General features: G+C 40.7%; 27 protein-coding genes. All 27 read left to right on the plus strand.

What is annotated here, in order from left to right:
- The first annotated feature begins 94 nt into the window (after positions 1 to 94).
- The 27 genes from rpsS (at position 95) to N8O43_RS06105 (ending at position 14,578) form a co-directional block, all read left to right on the plus strand.
- On the plus strand, positions 95 to 376 hold the full coding sequence (gene rpsS, locus N8O43_RS05975) for a 30S ribosomal protein S19 (protein ID WP_000533766.1): 282 nt from the start codon (positions 95 to 97) through the stop codon (positions 374 to 376).
- Positions 377 to 387: 11 nt separating this feature from the next.
- Positions 388 to 732, plus strand: coding sequence for a 50S ribosomal protein L22 (gene rplV, locus N8O43_RS05980; RefSeq protein WP_000818137.1), 345 nt, complete (start codon positions 388 to 390; stop codon positions 730 to 732).
- A 12-nt stretch (positions 733 to 744) separates the two neighbouring features.
- Positions 745 to 1,398, plus strand: coding sequence for a 30S ribosomal protein S3 (gene rpsC, locus N8O43_RS05985; protein WP_000529936.1), 654 nt, complete (start codon positions 745 to 747; stop codon positions 1,396 to 1,398).
- Positions 1,399 to 1,401: 3 nt separating this feature from the next.
- Positions 1,402 to 1,815: a 50S ribosomal protein L16 gene (rplP, locus tag N8O43_RS05990; protein WP_000960946.1), complete on the plus strand. Its 414-nt coding sequence runs from the start codon at positions 1,402 to 1,404 to the stop codon at positions 1,813 to 1,815.
- Positions 1,816 to 1,824: 9 nt separating this feature from the next.
- On the plus strand, positions 1,825 to 2,031 hold the full coding sequence (rpmC, locus tag N8O43_RS05995) for a 50S ribosomal protein L29 (RefSeq protein WP_000772918.1): 207 nt from the start codon (positions 1,825 to 1,827) through the stop codon (positions 2,029 to 2,031).
- Positions 2,032 to 2,055: 24 nt separating this feature from the next.
- On the plus strand, positions 2,056 to 2,316 hold the full coding sequence (gene rpsQ / locus N8O43_RS06000) for a 30S ribosomal protein S17 (RefSeq protein WP_000440801.1): 261 nt from the start codon (positions 2,056 to 2,058) through the stop codon (positions 2,314 to 2,316).
- 25 nt (positions 2,317 to 2,341) lie between these two features.
- Positions 2,342 to 2,710, plus strand: coding sequence for a 50S ribosomal protein L14 (gene rplN / locus N8O43_RS06005; RefSeq protein ID WP_000616545.1), 369 nt, complete (start codon positions 2,342 to 2,344; stop codon positions 2,708 to 2,710).
- A 78-nt stretch (positions 2,711 to 2,788) separates the two neighbouring features.
- Positions 2,789 to 3,094: a 50S ribosomal protein L24 gene (gene rplX / locus N8O43_RS06010; protein WP_000497691.1), complete on the plus strand. Its 306-nt coding sequence runs from the start codon at positions 2,789 to 2,791 to the stop codon at positions 3,092 to 3,094.
- Between the two features lie 23 nt (positions 3,095 to 3,117).
- On the plus strand, positions 3,118 to 3,660 hold the full coding sequence (rplE, locus tag N8O43_RS06015) for a 50S ribosomal protein L5 (RefSeq protein WP_000013542.1): 543 nt from the start codon (positions 3,118 to 3,120) through the stop codon (positions 3,658 to 3,660).
- Between the two features lie 17 nt (positions 3,661 to 3,677).
- On the plus strand, positions 3,678 to 3,863 hold the full coding sequence (locus N8O43_RS06020) for a type Z 30S ribosomal protein S14 (RefSeq protein ID WP_001085697.1): 186 nt from the start codon (positions 3,678 to 3,680) through the stop codon (positions 3,861 to 3,863).
- 284 nt (positions 3,864 to 4,147) lie between these two features.
- Positions 4,148 to 4,546 (plus strand): 30S ribosomal protein S8, encoded by a 399-nt coding sequence (gene rpsH, locus N8O43_RS06025; RefSeq protein WP_000245504.1) that lies wholly within the window; start codon positions 4,148 to 4,150, stop codon positions 4,544 to 4,546.
- A gap of 191 nt (positions 4,547 to 4,737) precedes the next feature.
- Positions 4,738 to 5,274, plus strand: coding sequence for a 50S ribosomal protein L6 (gene rplF / locus N8O43_RS06030; protein ID WP_000086626.1), 537 nt, complete (start codon positions 4,738 to 4,740; stop codon positions 5,272 to 5,274).
- Between the two features lie 83 nt (positions 5,275 to 5,357).
- Positions 5,358 to 5,714, plus strand: coding sequence for a 50S ribosomal protein L18 (rplR, locus tag N8O43_RS06035; protein WP_000624044.1), 357 nt, complete (start codon positions 5,358 to 5,360; stop codon positions 5,712 to 5,714).
- A gap of 17 nt (positions 5,715 to 5,731) precedes the next feature.
- Positions 5,732 to 6,226, plus strand: a complete 495-nt coding sequence (gene rpsE / locus N8O43_RS06040; protein WP_000874202.1) for a 30S ribosomal protein S5 — start codon at positions 5,732 to 5,734, stop codon at positions 6,224 to 6,226.
- Positions 6,227 to 6,239: 13 nt separating this feature from the next.
- Positions 6,240 to 6,422 (plus strand): 50S ribosomal protein L30, encoded by a 183-nt coding sequence (rpmD, locus tag N8O43_RS06045; protein WP_000057241.1) that lies wholly within the window; start codon positions 6,240 to 6,242, stop codon positions 6,420 to 6,422.
- Positions 6,423 to 6,566: 144 nt separating this feature from the next.
- Positions 6,567 to 7,007: a 50S ribosomal protein L15 gene (rplO, locus tag N8O43_RS06050; protein ID WP_000766089.1), complete on the plus strand. Its 441-nt coding sequence runs from the start codon at positions 6,567 to 6,569 to the stop codon at positions 7,005 to 7,007.
- Between the two features lie 12 nt (positions 7,008 to 7,019).
- Positions 7,020 to 8,330, plus strand: coding sequence for a preprotein translocase subunit SecY (gene secY / locus N8O43_RS06055; RefSeq protein WP_000465403.1), 1,311 nt, complete (start codon positions 7,020 to 7,022; stop codon positions 8,328 to 8,330).
- Positions 8,331 to 8,479: 149 nt separating this feature from the next.
- Entirely contained in the window at positions 8,480 to 9,118 is a 639-nt protein-coding gene (locus N8O43_RS06060; RefSeq protein WP_001050436.1) for an adenylate kinase, read from the plus strand.
- 116 nt (positions 9,119 to 9,234) lie between these two features.
- The gene (infA, locus tag N8O43_RS06065) at positions 9,235 to 9,453 is read left to right on the plus strand and encodes a translation initiation factor IF-1 (protein ID WP_001029883.1); all 219 of its coding nucleotides are present in this window, start codon (positions 9,235 to 9,237) and stop codon (positions 9,451 to 9,453) included.
- A 24-nt stretch (positions 9,454 to 9,477) separates the two neighbouring features.
- A complete protein-coding gene (gene rpmJ / locus N8O43_RS06070) occupies positions 9,478 to 9,594 on the plus strand; it encodes a 50S ribosomal protein L36 (protein WP_001808836.1) in 117 nt (38 codons plus the stop codon).
- Between the two features lie 17 nt (positions 9,595 to 9,611).
- Positions 9,612 to 9,977, plus strand: coding sequence for a 30S ribosomal protein S13 (gene rpsM / locus N8O43_RS06075; RefSeq protein WP_000090781.1), 366 nt, complete (start codon positions 9,612 to 9,614; stop codon positions 9,975 to 9,977).
- Between the two features lie 17 nt (positions 9,978 to 9,994).
- The gene (rpsK, locus tag N8O43_RS06080; RefSeq protein ID WP_001118385.1) at positions 9,995 to 10,378 is read left to right on the plus strand and encodes a 30S ribosomal protein S11; all 384 of its coding nucleotides are present in this window, start codon (positions 9,995 to 9,997) and stop codon (positions 10,376 to 10,378) included.
- 42 nt (positions 10,379 to 10,420) lie between these two features.
- On the plus strand, positions 10,421 to 11,356 hold the full coding sequence (locus tag N8O43_RS06085; protein WP_000568988.1) for a DNA-directed RNA polymerase subunit alpha: 936 nt from the start codon (positions 10,421 to 10,423) through the stop codon (positions 11,354 to 11,356).
- 11 nt (positions 11,357 to 11,367) lie between these two features.
- Positions 11,368 to 11,754 (plus strand): 50S ribosomal protein L17, encoded by a 387-nt coding sequence (gene rplQ / locus N8O43_RS06090; RefSeq protein WP_000331493.1) that lies wholly within the window; start codon positions 11,368 to 11,370, stop codon positions 11,752 to 11,754.
- A 264-nt stretch (positions 11,755 to 12,018) separates the two neighbouring features.
- A complete protein-coding gene (locus tag N8O43_RS06095) occupies positions 12,019 to 12,285 on the plus strand; it encodes an ACT domain-containing protein (RefSeq protein ID WP_045612362.1) in 267 nt (88 codons plus the stop codon).
- A 9-nt stretch (positions 12,286 to 12,294) separates the two neighbouring features.
- Complete coding sequence (locus tag N8O43_RS06100; protein WP_261089745.1) at positions 12,295 to 13,632, plus strand: PFL family protein; 1,338 nt, start codon at positions 12,295 to 12,297, stop codon at positions 13,630 to 13,632.
- A gap of 244 nt (positions 13,633 to 13,876) precedes the next feature.
- Positions 13,877 to 14,578 carry a histidine phosphatase family protein gene (locus N8O43_RS06105; RefSeq protein WP_084888270.1) on the plus strand — a complete coding sequence of 234 codons (702 nt, stop codon included), beginning with the start codon at positions 13,877 to 13,879 and terminating at the stop codon, positions 14,576 to 14,578.
- Positions 14,579 to 14,606: the final 28 nt, after the last annotated feature.

Here is a 14,606-nt window from a genome sequence, read left to right on the forward strand (position 1 = left end):
AGTCGCTTAAGCAACTAGTAAATCCGCCAGCTCGGTAGCGCTCCATGTGAGTGCAAGCCGCTGTGGTACAACATTTAAAGGAGAAAATATAAAAATGGGACGCAGTCTTAAAAAAGGACCTTTCGTCGATGAGCATTTGATGAAAAAAGTTGAAGCTCAAGCTAACGACGAAAAGAAAAAAGTTATTAAAACTTGGTCACGTCGTTCAACGATCTTCCCAAGTTTCATTGGTTACACTATTGCAGTTTATGACGGACGTAAACACGTACCTGTTTACATCCAAGAAGACATGGTAGGTCACAAACTTGGTGAATTTGCACCAACTCGTACTTACAAAGGTCACGCTGCAGACGACAAGAAAACACGTAGAAAATAAGGAGAACATAAATGGCAGAAATTACTTCAGCTAAAGCAATGGCTCGTACAGTACGTGTTTCACCTCGTAAATCACGTCTTGTTCTTGATAACATCCGTGGTAAAAGCGTAGCCGATGCAATCGCAATCTTGACATTCACTCCAAACAAAGCTGCTGAAATCATCTTGAAAGTTTTGAACTCAGCTGTAGCTAACGCTGAAAACAACTTTGGTTTGGATAAAGCTAACTTGGTAGTATCTGAAGCATTCGCAAACGAAGGACCAACTATGAAACGTTTCCGTCCACGTGCGAAAGGTTCAGCTTCACCAATCAACAAACGTACAGCTCACATCACTGTAGCTGTTGCAGAAAAATAAGGAGGTAAAATCGTGGGTCAAAAAGTACATCCAATTGGTATGCGTGTCGGCATCATCCGTGATTGGGATGCCAAATGGTATGCTGAAAAAGAATACGCGGATTACCTTCATGAAGATCTTGCAATCCGTAAATTCGTTCAAAAAGAACTTGCTGACGCAGCAGTTTCAACTATCGAAATCGAACGCGCAGTAAACAAAGTTAACGTTTCACTTCACACTGCTAAACCAGGTATGGTTATCGGTAAAGGTGGTGCTAACGTTGATGCACTCCGTGCAAAACTTAACAAATTGACTGGAAAACAAGTACACATCAACATCATCGAAATCAAACAACCTGATTTGGATGCTCACCTTGTAGGTGAAGGAATTGCTCGTCAATTGGAGCAACGTGTTGCTTTCCGTCGTGCACAAAAACAAGCAATCCAACGTGCAATGCGTGCTGGAGCTAAAGGAATCAAAACTCAAGTATCAGGTCGTTTGAACGGTGCAGATATCGCCCGTGCTGAAGGATACTCTGAAGGAACTGTTCCACTTCACACACTTCGTGCAGATATCGATTACGCTTGGGAAGAAGCAGATACTACATACGGTAAACTTGGTGTTAAAGTATGGATCTACCGTGGTGAAGTTCTTCCAGCTCGCAAAAACACTAAAGGAGGTAAATAACCAATGTTAGTACCTAAACGTGTTAAACACCGTCGTGAATTCCGTGGAAAAATGCGCGGTGAAGCAAAAGGTGGAAAAGAAGTAGCATTCGGTGAATACGGTCTTCAAGCTACAACTAGCCACTGGATCACTAACCGCCAAATCGAAGCTGCTCGTATCGCCATGACTCGTTACATGAAACGTGGTGGTAAAGTTTGGATTAAAATCTTCCCACACAAATCATACACTGCTAAAGCTATCGGTGTGCGTATGGGATCTGGTAAAGGGGCACCTGAAGGTTGGGTAGCACCAGTTAAACGTGGTAAAGTTATGTTCGAGATCGCTGGTGTATCTGAAGAGATTGCACGCGAAGCGCTTCGTCTTGCTAGCCACAAATTGCCAGTTAAATGTAAATTCGTAAAACGTGAAGCAGAATAAGGAGAAGGCATGAAACTTAATGAAGTAAAAGAATTTGTTAAAGAACTTCGTGGTCTTTCTCAAGAAGAACTCGCGAAGCGCGAAAACGAATTGAAAAAAGAATTGTTTGAACTTCGTTTCCAAGCTGCTACTGGTCAATTGGAACAAACAGCTCGCTTGAAAGAAGTTAAAAAACAAATCGCTCGTATCAAAACAGTTCAATCTGAAGCGAAATAATAGACTAGGGAAGGAGAAATTTCAATGGAACGCAATAATCGTAAAGTTCTTGTTGGACGTGTTGTATCTGACAAAATGGACAAGACAATCACAGTTGTAGTTGAAACAAAACGTAACCACCCAGTCTATGGTAAACGTATTAACTACTCTAAAAAATACAAAGCTCATGATGAAAACAATGTTGCCAAAGAAGGCGATATTGTACGTATCATGGAAACTCGTCCGCTTTCAGCTACAAAACGTTTCCGTCTTGTAGAAGTTGTTGAAGAAGCGGTCATCATCTAATCAAACCTGAAAGGAGAAAACTGAAATGATTCAAACAGAAACTCGTTTGAAAGTCGCAGACAACAGCGGTGCTCGCGAAATCTTGACTATCAAAGTTCTTGGTGGTTCAGGACGTAAATTTGCAAACATCGGTGATGTTATCGTGGCATCTGTAAAACAAGCTACTCCTGGTGGTGCGGTTAAAAAAGGTGACGTTGTTAAAGCAGTTATCGTTCGTACTAAATCAGGTGCTCGTCGTGCTGATGGTTCATACATCAAATTTGACGAAAACGCAGCAGTTATCATCCGTGAAGACAAAACTCCTCGCGGAACACGTATCTTTGGCCCAGTTGCACGTGAATTGCGTGAAGGTGGCTTCATGAAGATCGTGTCACTTGCTCCAGAAGTACTTTAAATTTTAGAAACAAACTAGTCCCCTGGATTTGCCTCCAGGGTGCCCTTATGGGCGTAAGAAAAATCAAGGAGAAACCTAATGTTTGTAAAAAAAGGCGACAAAGTTCGCGTAATCGCTGGTAAAGATAAGGGAACAGAAGCTGTTGTCCTTACTGCCCTTCCAAAAGTAAACAAAGTTATCGTTGAAGGTGTTAACATCGTTAAGAAACACCAACGTCCAACTAACGAGCTTCCTCAAGGTGGTATCATCGAGAAAGAAGCAGCTATCCACGTATCAAACGTTCAAGTTTTGGACAAAAATGGTGTAGCTGGTCGTGTTGGTTACAAATTTGTAGACGGTAAAAAAGTTCGCTACAACAAAAAATCAGGCGAAGTGCTTGATTAATCACGAAGGAAAGGAGAAGTATAATGGCAAATCGTTTAAAAGAAAAATATCTTAATGAAGTAGTTCCTGCTTTGACAGAACAATTCAACTACTCATCAGTGATGGCTGTGCCTAAAGTAGATAAGATCGTTTTGAACATGGGTGTTGGTGAAGCTGTATCAAACGCTAAAAGCCTTGAAAAAGCTGCTGAAGAATTGGCACTTATCTCAGGTCAAAAACCACTTATCACTAAAGCTAAAAAATCAATCGCCGGCTTCCGTCTTCGTGAAGGTGTTGCGATCGGTGCAAAAGTTACCCTTCGTGGTGAACGTATGTACGAATTCTTGGATAAATTGGTTTCAGTTTCACTTCCACGTGTACGTGACTTCCATGGTGTTCCAACAAAATCATTTGATGGACGTGGAAACTACACACTTGGTGTGAAAGAACAATTGATCTTCCCAGAAATCAACTTCGATGACGTTGACAAAACTCGTGGTCTTGACATCGTTATCGTAACAACTGCTAACACTGACGAAGAGTCACGTGCATTGCTTACAGGCCTTGGAATGCCTTTTGCAAAATAATATAGGAGGTAAATCTAATGGCTAAAAAATCAATGATTGCTAAGAACAAACGTCCAGCGAAGTTCTCTACTCAAGCTTATACTCGTTGTGAAAAATGTGGTCGTCCACATTCAGTTTACCGCAAATTTAAACTTTGCCGTGTTTGCTTCCGTGAATTAGCTTACAAAGGACAAATCCCTGGTGTAACAAAAGCATCTTGGTAATTTAAGATATCAAGGGCGTCAAAACTCTAAGTGAAAATAGGAAACTTGACGAAGAAACTGAAGTTTCTAGGAAAGTTTATCTTTTTCACACAGAGTTTAGCTCGGGTTCAGTTGGGCTTGCCAATTTGAACACGAGCTACAGCTTTGGCAAAAAAGACCAATTTTCTTTGGAGCTTCGCTCCTACATCAAATTGCCTATTTTTGCTCTTGATGTTACGCTCTTTGTATCATGTATTAACTAGCAAGTGCAACTTGCAAACTACTAGTAAGAGGAGAAAAACAAAATGGTTATGACTGACCCAATCGCAGACTTCCTAACTCGTATTCGTAACGCTAACCAAGCGAAACACGAAGTACTTGAAGTACCTGCATCAAACATCAAAAAAGGGATTGCTGAAATCCTTAAACGCGAAGGTTTTGTAAAAAACGTTGAAATCATCGAAGATGACAAACAAGGCATCATCCGTGTATTCCTTAAATACGGACCAAACGGTGAAAAAGTTATCACTAACTTGAAACGTGTTTCTAAACCAGGACTTCGTGTCTACAAAAAACGTGAAGACCTTCCAAAAGTTCTTAACGGACTTGGAATTGCTATCCTTTCAACTTCTGAAGGTTTGCTTACTGATAAAGAAGCTCGCCAAAAGAATGTTGGTGGAGAAGTTATCGCTTACGTTTGGTAAAATCAAGATACAAAGCTCGTAAAGAACAAAGCAAAATTAGGAAGTTGGAGAAGTTTGTTTACAAACAAGTCAACTTATCTATTTTGCACAGTTCTTAGAGCGTGTTCAGTTCAGCTCTTGAGCTAAACAAGTATCTTAACCCCGTGAAAACTGGCCATTCTGGCCTGACAATTTAACAGGAGAAAATAAACATGTCACGTATTGGTAATAAAGTTATCGTGTTGCCTGCTGGTGTTGAAATCACTAACAATGACAACGTTGTAACTGTAAAAGGACCTAAAGGAGAACTTACTCGTGAGTTCTCAAAAGATATTGAAATCCGTGTGGAAGGTACTGAAGTAACTCTTCACCGTCCAAACGATTCAAAAGAAATGAAAACTATCCACGGAACTACTCGTGCCCTTTTGAACAACATGGTTGTTGGTGTATCAGAAGGATTCAAGAAAGAACTTGAAATGCGCGGGGTTGGTTACCGTGCACAACTTCAAGGATCTAAACTTGTTTTGGCTGTTGGTAAATCTCATCCAGACGAAGTTGAAGCTCCAGAAGGAATTACTTTTGAACTTCCAAACCCAACAACAATCGTTGTTAGCGGAATTTCAAAAGAAGTAGTTGGTCAAACAGCTGCTTACGTACGTAGCCTTCGTTCACCAGAACCATATAAAGGTAAAGGTATTCGTTACGTTGGTGAATTCGTTCGCCGTAAAGAAGGTAAAACAGGTAAATAATGTTGAGTGGTTGATTCTCAACCACCAACCTATTTTCCAACTTTGTGCATAGCACACGATTTAAAACTAAAGAGGTGAAAACTGTGATTTCAAAACCAGATAAAAACAAACTCCGCCAAAAACGCCACCGTCGCGTTCGCGGAAAACTCTCTGGAACTGCTGATCGCCCACGTTTGAACGTATTCCGTTCTAATACAGGCATCTACGCTCAAGTGATTGATGACGTAGCGGGTGTAACGCTCGCAAGTGCTTCAACTCTTGACAAAGAAGTTTCAAAAGGAACTAAAACTGAACAAGCCGTTGCTGTCGGTAAACTCGTTGCAGAACGTGCAAACGCTAAAGGTATTTCAGAAGTGGTGTTCGACCGCGGTGGATATCTATATCACGGACGTGTGAAAGCTTTGGCTGATGCAGCTCGTGAAAACGGATTGAAATTCTAATAGGAGGACACTAGAAAATGGCATTTAAAGACAATGCAGTTGAATTAGAAGAACGCGTAGTTGCTGTCAACCGTGTTACAAAAGTTGTTAAAGGTGGACGTCGTCTTCGTTTCGCAGCTCTTGTTGTTGTTGGTGATCACAACGGTCGCGTAGGATTTGGTACTGGTAAAGCTCAAGAAGTTCCAGAAGCAATCCGTAAAGCAGTAGATGATGCTAAGAAAAACTTGATCGAAGTTCCTATGGTTGGAACAACAATCCCACACGAAGTTCTTTCAGAGTTCGGTGGAGCTAAAGTATTGTTGAAACCTGCTGTAGAAGGTTCTGGAGTAGCCGCTGGTGGTGCAGTTCGTGCCGTTGTGGAATTGGCAGGTGTGGCAGATATTACATCTAAATCACTTGGTTCTAACACTCCAATCAACATTGTTCGTGCAACTGTTGAAGGTTTGAAACAATTGAAACGCGCTGAAGAAGTTGCTGCCCTTCGTGGTATTTCAGTTTCTGATTTGGCATAAGAAAGGGGATAAAATGGCTCAAATTAAAATTACTTTGACTAAGTCTCCAATCGGACGCATTCCATCACAACGTAAAACTGTTGTAGCACTTGGACTTGGCAAATTGAACAGCTCTGTTATTAAAGAAGATAACGCTGCTATCCGTGGTATGATCACTGCAGTATCTCACTTAGTAACAGTTGAAGAAGTAAACTAATGAATTTTTAGGGGATGTGCACTATACCATCCCCTAAAACTAGATATAGTCATCTATGATGACGTCGTATAGGCGAGTTGATGGGGGAGACAACCTTTTCTCCCTTATCGGCGCTAGCATTTTACAAAAGAGGAGAAAATAAAAATGAAACTTCATGAATTGAAACCTGCAGAAGGTTCTCGTAAAGTACGTAACCGCGTTGGTCGTGGTACTTCATCAGGTAACGGTAAAACATCTGGTCGTGGTCAAAAAGGTCAAAAAGCTCGTAGCGGTGGCGGAGTTCGCCTTGGTTTTGAAGGTGGACAAACTCCATTGTTCCGTCGTCTTCCAAAACGTGGATTCACTAACATCAACGCTAAAGAATACGCAATTGTGAACCTTGACCAATTGAACGTCTTTGAAGATGGTGCTGAAGTTACTCCAGTTGTTCTTATCGAAGCAGGAATTGTTAAAGCTGAAAAATCAGGTGTTAAAATTCTTGGTAACGGTGAGTTGACTAAGAAATTGACTGTGAAAGCAGCTAAATTCTCTAAATCAGCTGAAGAAGCTATCACTGCTAAAGGTGGTTCAGTAGAAGTCATCTAAGAGAGGTGACCTATGTTTTTTAAATTATTAAGAGAAGCTCTTAAAGTCAAGCAGGTTCGATCAAAAATTTTATTCACAATTTTTATCGTTTTGGTCTTTCGTATCGGAACTAGCATTACAGTTCCAGGTGTGAATGCCAATAGCTTGAATGCTTTAAGTGGATTATCCTTCTTAAACATGTTGAGCTTGGTGTCAGGGAATGCCATGAAAAACTTCTCAGTTTTTGCTCTTGGTGTTAGCCCCTACATTACGGCCTCTATCGTTGTCCAACTCTTACAAATGGATATTTTACCCAAATTTGTAGAGTGGGGAAAACAAGGGGAAGTAGGTCGAAGAAAATTAAATCAAGCTACTCGTTATATTGCTCTTGTTTTAGCCTTTGTGCAATCTATCGGGATTACAGCTGGTTTTAATACTTTGGCTGGAGCTCAATTGTTGAAAACAGCTCTTACTCCACAAGTCTTTATCATGATTGGTATCATCTTAACAGCTGGTAGCATGATTGTTACTTGGCTGGGAGAGCAAATTACAGATAAGGGATACGGTAATGGTGTTTCTATGATTATCTTTGCAGGGATTGTTGCTTCAATTCCAGAGATGATTCAGGGCATCTATGTGGACTACTTTGTAAACGTCCCAAGTAGCCGTATCAACTCATCTATCATTTTCGTAATCATTTTGATTATTACTGTATTGTTGATCATTTATTTTACAACTTATGTTCAACAAGCAGAATACAAAATTCCAATCCAATATACTAAGGTTGCACAAGGTGCTCCATCTAGCTCTTACCTTCCTTTGAAGGTAAATCCTGCTGGTGTTATCCCTGTTATCTTTGCAAGTTCGATTACTGCAGCGCCTGCGGCTATTCTTCAGTTTTTGAGCGCTACAGGTCATGATTGGGCTTGGGTAAGAACAGCACAAGAAATGCTGGCAACAACTTCACCAACTGGTATTGCTATGTATGCTTTATTGATTATTCTTTTTACATTCTTCTATACGTTTGTGCAGATTAATCCTGAAAAAGCGGCAGAGAACCTACAAAAGAGCGGTGCCTATATCCATGGAGTTCGTCCTGGTAAAGGTACAGAAGAATATATGTCTAAGCTTCTTCGTCGTCTTGCAACGGTTGGTTCCCTCTTCCTTGGTGTGATTTCCATTTTACCGATTGTAGCAAAAGATGTTTTCGGACTTTCAGAAGCAGTTGCTTTTGGAGGAACCAGTCTTTTGATCATTATCTCTACAGGTATTGAAGGAATCAAACAATTGGAAGGTTACCTATTGAAACGTAAGTATGTTGGTTTCATGGACAGAACAGAATAAAAGTATTTACAGAATCAGTAAATGCTGAGGGAGTGGAGGTTTAACTCTAACATTAGTGAGAGTTTGGTCTCCCCTCTTCTATTTTGTTTTTAAATAGGGGTGAAAAGACTTTTTGCTTCTATTTAAAAATAAAATAAGGAGATCTAATCATGAATCTTTTGATTATGGGCTTACCTGGTGCAGGTAAGGGAACTCAAGCAGCAAAAATCGTAGAACAATTCCATGTTGCACATATCTCAACAGGTGATATGTTCCGTGCTGCTATGGCAAATCAAACTGAAATGGGTGTTCTTGCCAAGTCATACATTGACAAGGGTGAATTGGTTCCTGACGAAGTTACAAATGGGATCGTAAAAGAACGTCTTTCACAAGATGATATTAAAGAAACAGGATTCTTGTTGGATGGTTACCCACGTACAATTGAACAAGCTCATGCCTTGGACAAAACATTGGCTGAACTTGGCATTGAACTAGAAGGTGTCATCAACATTGAAGTAAATCCAGACAGCCTCTTGGAACGTTTGAGTGGTCGTATTATCCACCGCGTAACTGGAGAAACTTTCCACAAGGTCTTTAACCCACCAGTTGACTATAAAGAAGAAGATTACTACCAACGTGAAGATGACAAACCTGAGACAGTGAAACGTCGTTTGGATGTGAATATTGCTCAAGGGGAACCAATCATTGCTCACTACCGTGCCAAAGGTTTGGTTCATGACATCGAAGGTAATCAAGATATCAATGATGTCTTCTCAGATATCGAAAAAGTATTGACAAATTTGAAATAAAGCGTTTTTCACACTTGCAAAAATCCGCTACAAATGTTATACTGAGATAGTCTGACTTATAATTGTTGTCTCTGTGTCTAGAGGCATCGAATCGAAATTTATGGAGGTGCTTTTGCGTGGCAAAAGACGATGTGATTGAAGTTGAAGGCAAAGTAGTTGATACAATGCCGAATGCAATGTTTACGGTTGAACTTGAAAATGGACATCAGATTTTAGCAACAGTTTCTGGTAAAATTCGTAAAAACTATATTCGTATTTTAGCGGGAGATCGTGTTACTGTCGAAATGAGTCCATATGACTTGACACGTGGACGTATCACTTACCGCTTTAAATAATCGAAAAACTTGGAGGGATAAGAAATGAAAGTAAGACCATCGGTCAAACCAATTTGCGAATACTGTAAAGTTATTCGTCGTAATGGTCGTGTTATGGTAATTTGCCCAGCAAATCCAAAACACAAACAACGTCAAGGATAAGATAGAAAGGAGAAAACATGGCTCGTATTGCTGGAGTTGACATTCCAAATGACAAACGCGTAGTAATCTCATTGACTTATGTTTATGGTATCGGACTTGCAACATCTAAGAAAATTTTGGCTGCTGCTGGAATCTCAGAAGATGTTCGTGTACGTGATCTTACATCAGATCAAGAAGATGCTATCCGTCGTGAAGTGGATGCAATCAAAGTTGAAGGTGACCTTCGTCGTGAAGTAAACTTGAACATCAAACGTTTGATGGAAATCGGTTCATACCGTGGTATCCGTCACCGTCGTGGACTTCCTGTCCGTGGACAAAACACTAAAAACAACGCTCGCACTCGTAAAGGTAAAGCTGTCGCGATCGCTGGTAAGAAAAAATAATATAGGAGGTAAAAGTCTTGGCTAAACCAACACGTAAACGTCGTGTGAAAAAGAATATCGAATCTGGTATTGCTCATATTCACGCTACATTTAATAACACTATTGTTATGATTACTGATGTGCATGGTAATGCAATTGCTTGGTCATCAGCTGGTGCTCTTGGTTTCAAAGGTTCTCGTAAATCTACACCATTCGCTGCTCAAATGGCTTCTGAAGCTGCTGCTAAATCTGCACAAGAACACGGTCTTAAATCAGTTGAAGTTACTGTAAAAGGTCCAGGTTCTGGTCGCGAGTCAGCTATTCGTGCGCTTGCTGCCGCTGGTCTTGAAGTAACAGCAATTCGTGATGTGACTCCAGTGCCACACAATGGTGCTCGTCCTCCAAAACGTCGCCGTGTATAATCATCGCATTACACTGCTTTTCGTTTAAGAGGGAGTAACTAAATGATCGAGTTTGAAAAACCAAATATAACAAAAATTGATGAAAATAAAGATTATGGCAAGTTTGTAATCGAACCACTTGAACGTGGCTACGGTACAACTCTTGGTAACTCTCTTCGTCGTGTACTTCTAGCTTCTCTACCAGGAGCAGCTGTGACATCTATCAACATTGATGGTGTGTTACATGAGTTTGACACAGTTCCAGGTGTTCGTGAAGACGTGATGCAAATCATTCTGAACATTAAAGGAATTGCAGTGAAATCGTACGTTGAAGACGAAAAAATCATCGAACTAGATGTTGAAGGTCCTGCTGAAGTAACAGCTGGTGACATTTTGACAGATAGCGATATTGAAATTGTAAATCCAGATCATTATCTCTTTACAATCGGTGAAGGTTCTTCTCTAAAAGCGACTATGACTGTTAACAGTGGTCGTGGATATGTACCTGCTGATGAAAATAAAAAGGATAATGCACCAGTTGGAACACTTGCTGTAGATTCTATTTATACACCAGTTACAAAAGTCAACTATCAAGTGGAACCTGCTCGTGTAGGTAGCAATGATGGATTTGACAAATTAACCCTTGAAATCTTGACAAATGGAACAATTATTCCAGAAGATGCTTTAGGGCTTTCAGCACGTATTTTGACAGAACATCTTGATTTATTTACAAATCTTACTGAGATTGCTAAGTCAACTGAAGTGATGAAAGAAGCTGATACTGAATCTGACGACCGTATTTTGGATCGTACGATTGAGGAACTGGACTTGTCTGTGCGTTCATACAACTGTTTGAAACGTGCCGGTATCAATACTGTGCATGATTTGACAGAAAAATCTGAAGCAGAGATGATGAAAGTACGAAATCTTGGACGCAAGAGTTTGGAAGAAGTGAAACTCAAACTCATTGATTTGGGTCTTGGATTAAAAGATAAATAAAGGAGGAATACATGGCTTACCGTAAACTAGGACGCACTAGCTCACAACGTAAAGCAATGCTTCGCGATTTGACAACTGACCTTTTGATCAACGAATCAATCGTGACAACTGAAGCTCGTGCTAAAGAAATCCGTAAAACTGTTGAAAAAATGATTACTCTAGGTAAACGTGGTGATTTGCATGCACGTCGTCAAGCAGCTGCTTTCGTACGTAATGAAATCGCATCTGAAAACTATGATGAAGCAACTGATAAGTACACTTCTACTACAGCACTTCAAAAATTGTTCTCAGAAATCGCACCTCGTTATGCTGAACGTAACGGTGGATACACTCGTATCCTTAAAACTGAACCACGTCGTGGTGATGCAGCGCCAATGGCGATCATCGAATTAGTATAAAATCATCAATTTTGTTGAGTGTTATGATGATGGAGTCTTGTGCTCTTAGTCTAGCTCTGGTCTACCGCTAGGATCTCGGTCCTAGCGGGAACACTCATCATAAGTTGGGATAGTAGACGCTTGTTTACGAAATTGTTTTTTTCTTAAGAACAACTTCGTAAGCAGGCGTTTTTGAGTATTTTAGTTAGAATTATGCTATACTATTTGAAAAGAATCCTGTTTAATGTTCAGGTTTCCTATTAAAAGAAGAATTGGAGTTTGCTTATGAAAGCGATTATAACTGTTGTTGGTAAAGATAAATCTGGAATTGTTGCAGGTGTTTCTGGCAAAATTGCAGAATTAGGATTGAATATTGACGATATCTCTCAAACTGTTTTGGATGAATATTTTACGATGATGGCTGTCGTCTCAAGTGATGAAAAGCAGGATTTTACTTATCTGCGAAATGAGTTTGAAACTTTTGGGCAAACTTTGAATGTGAAAATCAATATTCAGAGTGCAGCGATTTTCGACGCTATGTATAATATCTAGGAGGTGCACATGGATATTAGACAAGTTACTGAAACCATTGCCATGATTGAGGAGCAAAACTTCGATATCAGAACCATTACCATGGGGATTTCTCTTTTGGACTGTATTGATCCAGATATCAATCGTGCTGCGGAGAAAATTTATCAAAAGATTACGAGCAAGGCAGCTAATTTAGTAGCTGTTGGCGATGAAATTGCGGCTGAGTTGGGGATTCCAATCGTTAATAAGCGTGTATCGGTGACTCCTATCTCTTTGATTGGGGCTGCGACAGATGCGACAGACTATGTGGTTCTGGCAAAAGCTCTTGATAAGGCTGCGAAAGAGATTGGTGTGGACTTTATCGGTGGCTTCTCTGCCTTGGTACAAAAGGGTTATCAAAAGGGAGATGAGATTCTCATCAATTCTATTCCTCGCGCCTTGGCTGAAACGGACAAGGTCTGCTCGTCAATCAATATCGGCTCAACCAAGTCTGGTATTAATATGACGGCTGTGGCAGATATGGGACGTGTTATCAAGGAAACGGCTAATCTATCAGATATGGGAGCGGCCAAGTTGGTTGTATTCGCTAATGCTGTTGAGGACAATCCATTTATGGCGGGTGCCTTCCATGGTGTTGGGGAGGCAGATGTTATCATCAATGTCGGAGTTTCTGGTCCTGGTGTGGTAAAACGTGCCTTGGAAAAAGTTCGTGGACAGAGCTTTGATGTAGTAGCCGAAACAGTTAAGAAGACTGCCTTCAAGATCACTCGTATCGGTCAATTGGTTGGTCAAATGGCCAGTGAGAGACTCGGTGTGGAGTTTGGTATTGTGGACTTGAGTTTGGCGCCAACTCCTGCTGTTGGAGATTCTGTTGCACGTGTCCTTGAAGAAATGGGGCTAGAAACAGTTGGTACGCATGGGACGACGGCTGCCTTGGCTCTCTTGAATGACCAAGTTAAGAAGGGCGGAGTCATGGCCTGCAACCAAGTTGGTGGTTTGTCTGGTGCCTTTATCCCTGTTTCAGAAGATGAAGGAATGATTGCTGCAGTGCAAAATGGCTCTCTTAATCTGGAAAAACTAGAAGCTATGACGGCTATCTGTTCTGTTGGTTTGGATATGATTGCCATTCCGGAGGATACACCTGCTGAAACCATTGCGGCTATGATTGCAGACGAAGCTGCAATTGGTGTCATTAACATGAAAACTACGGCTGTTCGTATTATTCCAAAAGGAAAAGAAGGCGATATGATTGAGTTTGGTGGCCTATTAGGTACTGCACCTGTTATGAAGGTCAATGGGGCTTCGTCTGTCAATTTCATCTCTCGCGGTGGACAAATTCCAGCACCAATTCATAGTTTTAAAAATTAAGAAAATAGGAGAAATTTTAAGTTCTATTTAAGGTTGGCTGTGTATACTATAATCATTAAATAAAGACCTCCTAATATTATTTGAAACAGATAACACTGATTTAGTTTGAATTTGATTTTCATCTAATATCTTTATTTAATAGAACTCCTAAACTTTTTCATAATAATCTCCTGCAAAAGTCGCCTGTCTGGGTGGCTTTTGTTTTATCATCCATGATATAATAGAAGCAAACGGAGGACGGAAAATGGTAAAAGTACGATTGTATTTGGTACGTCATGGCAAGACTATGTTTAACACGATTGGTCGCGCGCAAGGTTGGAGCGATACTCCCTTAACAGCTGAAGGTGAACGAGGGATTCAAGAATTAGGAATCGGTTTGCGCGAATCTGGTCTACAGTTTGAGCGTGCTTATTCGAGTGATTCTGGGCGCACCATTCAGACAATGGGAATTATCCTTGATGAACTTGGCTTGCAGGGAAAAATCCCTTATCGCATGGACAAGCGTATCAGAGAATGGTGTTTCGGTAGTTTTGACGGAGCTTATGATGGTGATCTTTTCATGGGCATTATTCCTCGTATCTTTAATGTGGACCACGTTCACCAATTGTCTTATGCTGAACTGGCTGAGGGTTTGGTAGAGGTCGATACAGCTGGTTGGGCTGAAGGCTGGGAAAAACTCAGTGGCCGAATTAAGGAAGGCTTTGAAGCGATTGCCAAAGAAATGGAAGAGCAGGGTGGGGGCAATGCCCTCGTTGTCAGCCACGGAATGACTATTGGAACCATTGTTTATCTAATTAATGGTATGCATCCGCATGGTCTAGATAATGGTAGCGTGACGATACTTGAATATGAGGACGGCCAGTTTAGCGTAGAAGTTGTCGGCGACCGTAGTTACCGAGAACTAGGACGTGAGAAGATGGAGGAAGCCTCTATTAAATCAGTCTAGACTTGCTTGCTATGAAATAGGGATTTGA

It is taken from the genome of Streptococcus mitis, assembly GCF_946190335.1.
GTDB lineage: Bacteria > Bacillota > Bacilli > Lactobacillales > Streptococcaceae > Streptococcus > Streptococcus mitis_CH.

Excerpts from the sequence above, each read along its gene's own strand:
- rpsS (WP_000533766.1), top strand. The coding sequence starts at position 95 with ATGGGACGCAGTCTTAAAAAAGGACCTTTCGTCGATGAGCATTTGATG.
- rplV (WP_000818137.1), top strand. The coding sequence starts at position 388 with ATGGCAGAAATTACTTCAGCTAAAGCAATGGCTCGTACAGTACGTGTT.
- rplP (WP_000960946.1), top strand. The coding sequence starts at position 1,402 with ATGTTAGTACCTAAACGTGTTAAACACCGTCGTGAATTCCGTGGAAAA.
- rpmC (WP_000772918.1), top strand. The coding sequence starts at position 1,825 with ATGAAACTTAATGAAGTAAAAGAATTTGTTAAAGAACTTCGTGGTCTT.
- rpsQ (WP_000440801.1), top strand. The coding sequence starts at position 2,056 with ATGGAACGCAATAATCGTAAAGTTCTTGTTGGACGTGTTGTATCTGAC.
- rplN (WP_000616545.1), top strand. The coding sequence starts at position 2,342 with ATGATTCAAACAGAAACTCGTTTGAAAGTCGCAGACAACAGCGGTGCT.
- rplX (WP_000497691.1), top strand. The coding sequence starts at position 2,789 with ATGTTTGTAAAAAAAGGCGACAAAGTTCGCGTAATCGCTGGTAAAGAT.
- rplE (WP_000013542.1), top strand. The coding sequence starts at position 3,118 with ATGGCAAATCGTTTAAAAGAAAAATATCTTAATGAAGTAGTTCCTGCT.
- N8O43_RS06020 (WP_001085697.1), top strand. The coding sequence starts at position 3,678 with ATGGCTAAAAAATCAATGATTGCTAAGAACAAACGTCCAGCGAAGTTC.
- rpsH (WP_000245504.1), top strand. The coding sequence starts at position 4,148 with ATGGTTATGACTGACCCAATCGCAGACTTCCTAACTCGTATTCGTAAC.
- rplF (WP_000086626.1), top strand. The coding sequence starts at position 4,738 with ATGTCACGTATTGGTAATAAAGTTATCGTGTTGCCTGCTGGTGTTGAA.
- rpsE (WP_000874202.1), top strand. The coding sequence starts at position 5,732 with ATGGCATTTAAAGACAATGCAGTTGAATTAGAAGAACGCGTAGTTGCT.
- rpmD (WP_000057241.1), top strand. The coding sequence starts at position 6,240 with ATGGCTCAAATTAAAATTACTTTGACTAAGTCTCCAATCGGACGCATT.
- rplO (WP_000766089.1), top strand. The coding sequence starts at position 6,567 with ATGAAACTTCATGAATTGAAACCTGCAGAAGGTTCTCGTAAAGTACGT.
- secY (WP_000465403.1), top strand. The coding sequence starts at position 7,020 with ATGTTTTTTAAATTATTAAGAGAAGCTCTTAAAGTCAAGCAGGTTCGA.
- N8O43_RS06060 (WP_001050436.1), top strand. The coding sequence starts at position 8,480 with ATGAATCTTTTGATTATGGGCTTACCTGGTGCAGGTAAGGGAACTCAA.
- rpmJ (WP_001808836.1), top strand. The coding sequence starts at position 9,478 with ATGAAAGTAAGACCATCGGTCAAACCAATTTGCGAATACTGTAAAGTT.
- rpsM (WP_000090781.1), top strand. The coding sequence starts at position 9,612 with ATGGCTCGTATTGCTGGAGTTGACATTCCAAATGACAAACGCGTAGTA.
- N8O43_RS06085 (WP_000568988.1), top strand. The coding sequence starts at position 10,421 with ATGATCGAGTTTGAAAAACCAAATATAACAAAAATTGATGAAAATAAA.
- rplQ (WP_000331493.1), top strand. The coding sequence starts at position 11,368 with ATGGCTTACCGTAAACTAGGACGCACTAGCTCACAACGTAAAGCAATG.
- N8O43_RS06095 (WP_045612362.1), top strand. The coding sequence starts at position 12,019 with ATGAAAGCGATTATAACTGTTGTTGGTAAAGATAAATCTGGAATTGTT.
- N8O43_RS06100 (WP_261089745.1), top strand. The coding sequence starts at position 12,295 with ATGGATATTAGACAAGTTACTGAAACCATTGCCATGATTGAGGAGCAA.
- N8O43_RS06105 (WP_084888270.1), top strand. The coding sequence starts at position 13,877 with ATGGTAAAAGTACGATTGTATTTGGTACGTCATGGCAAGACTATGTTT.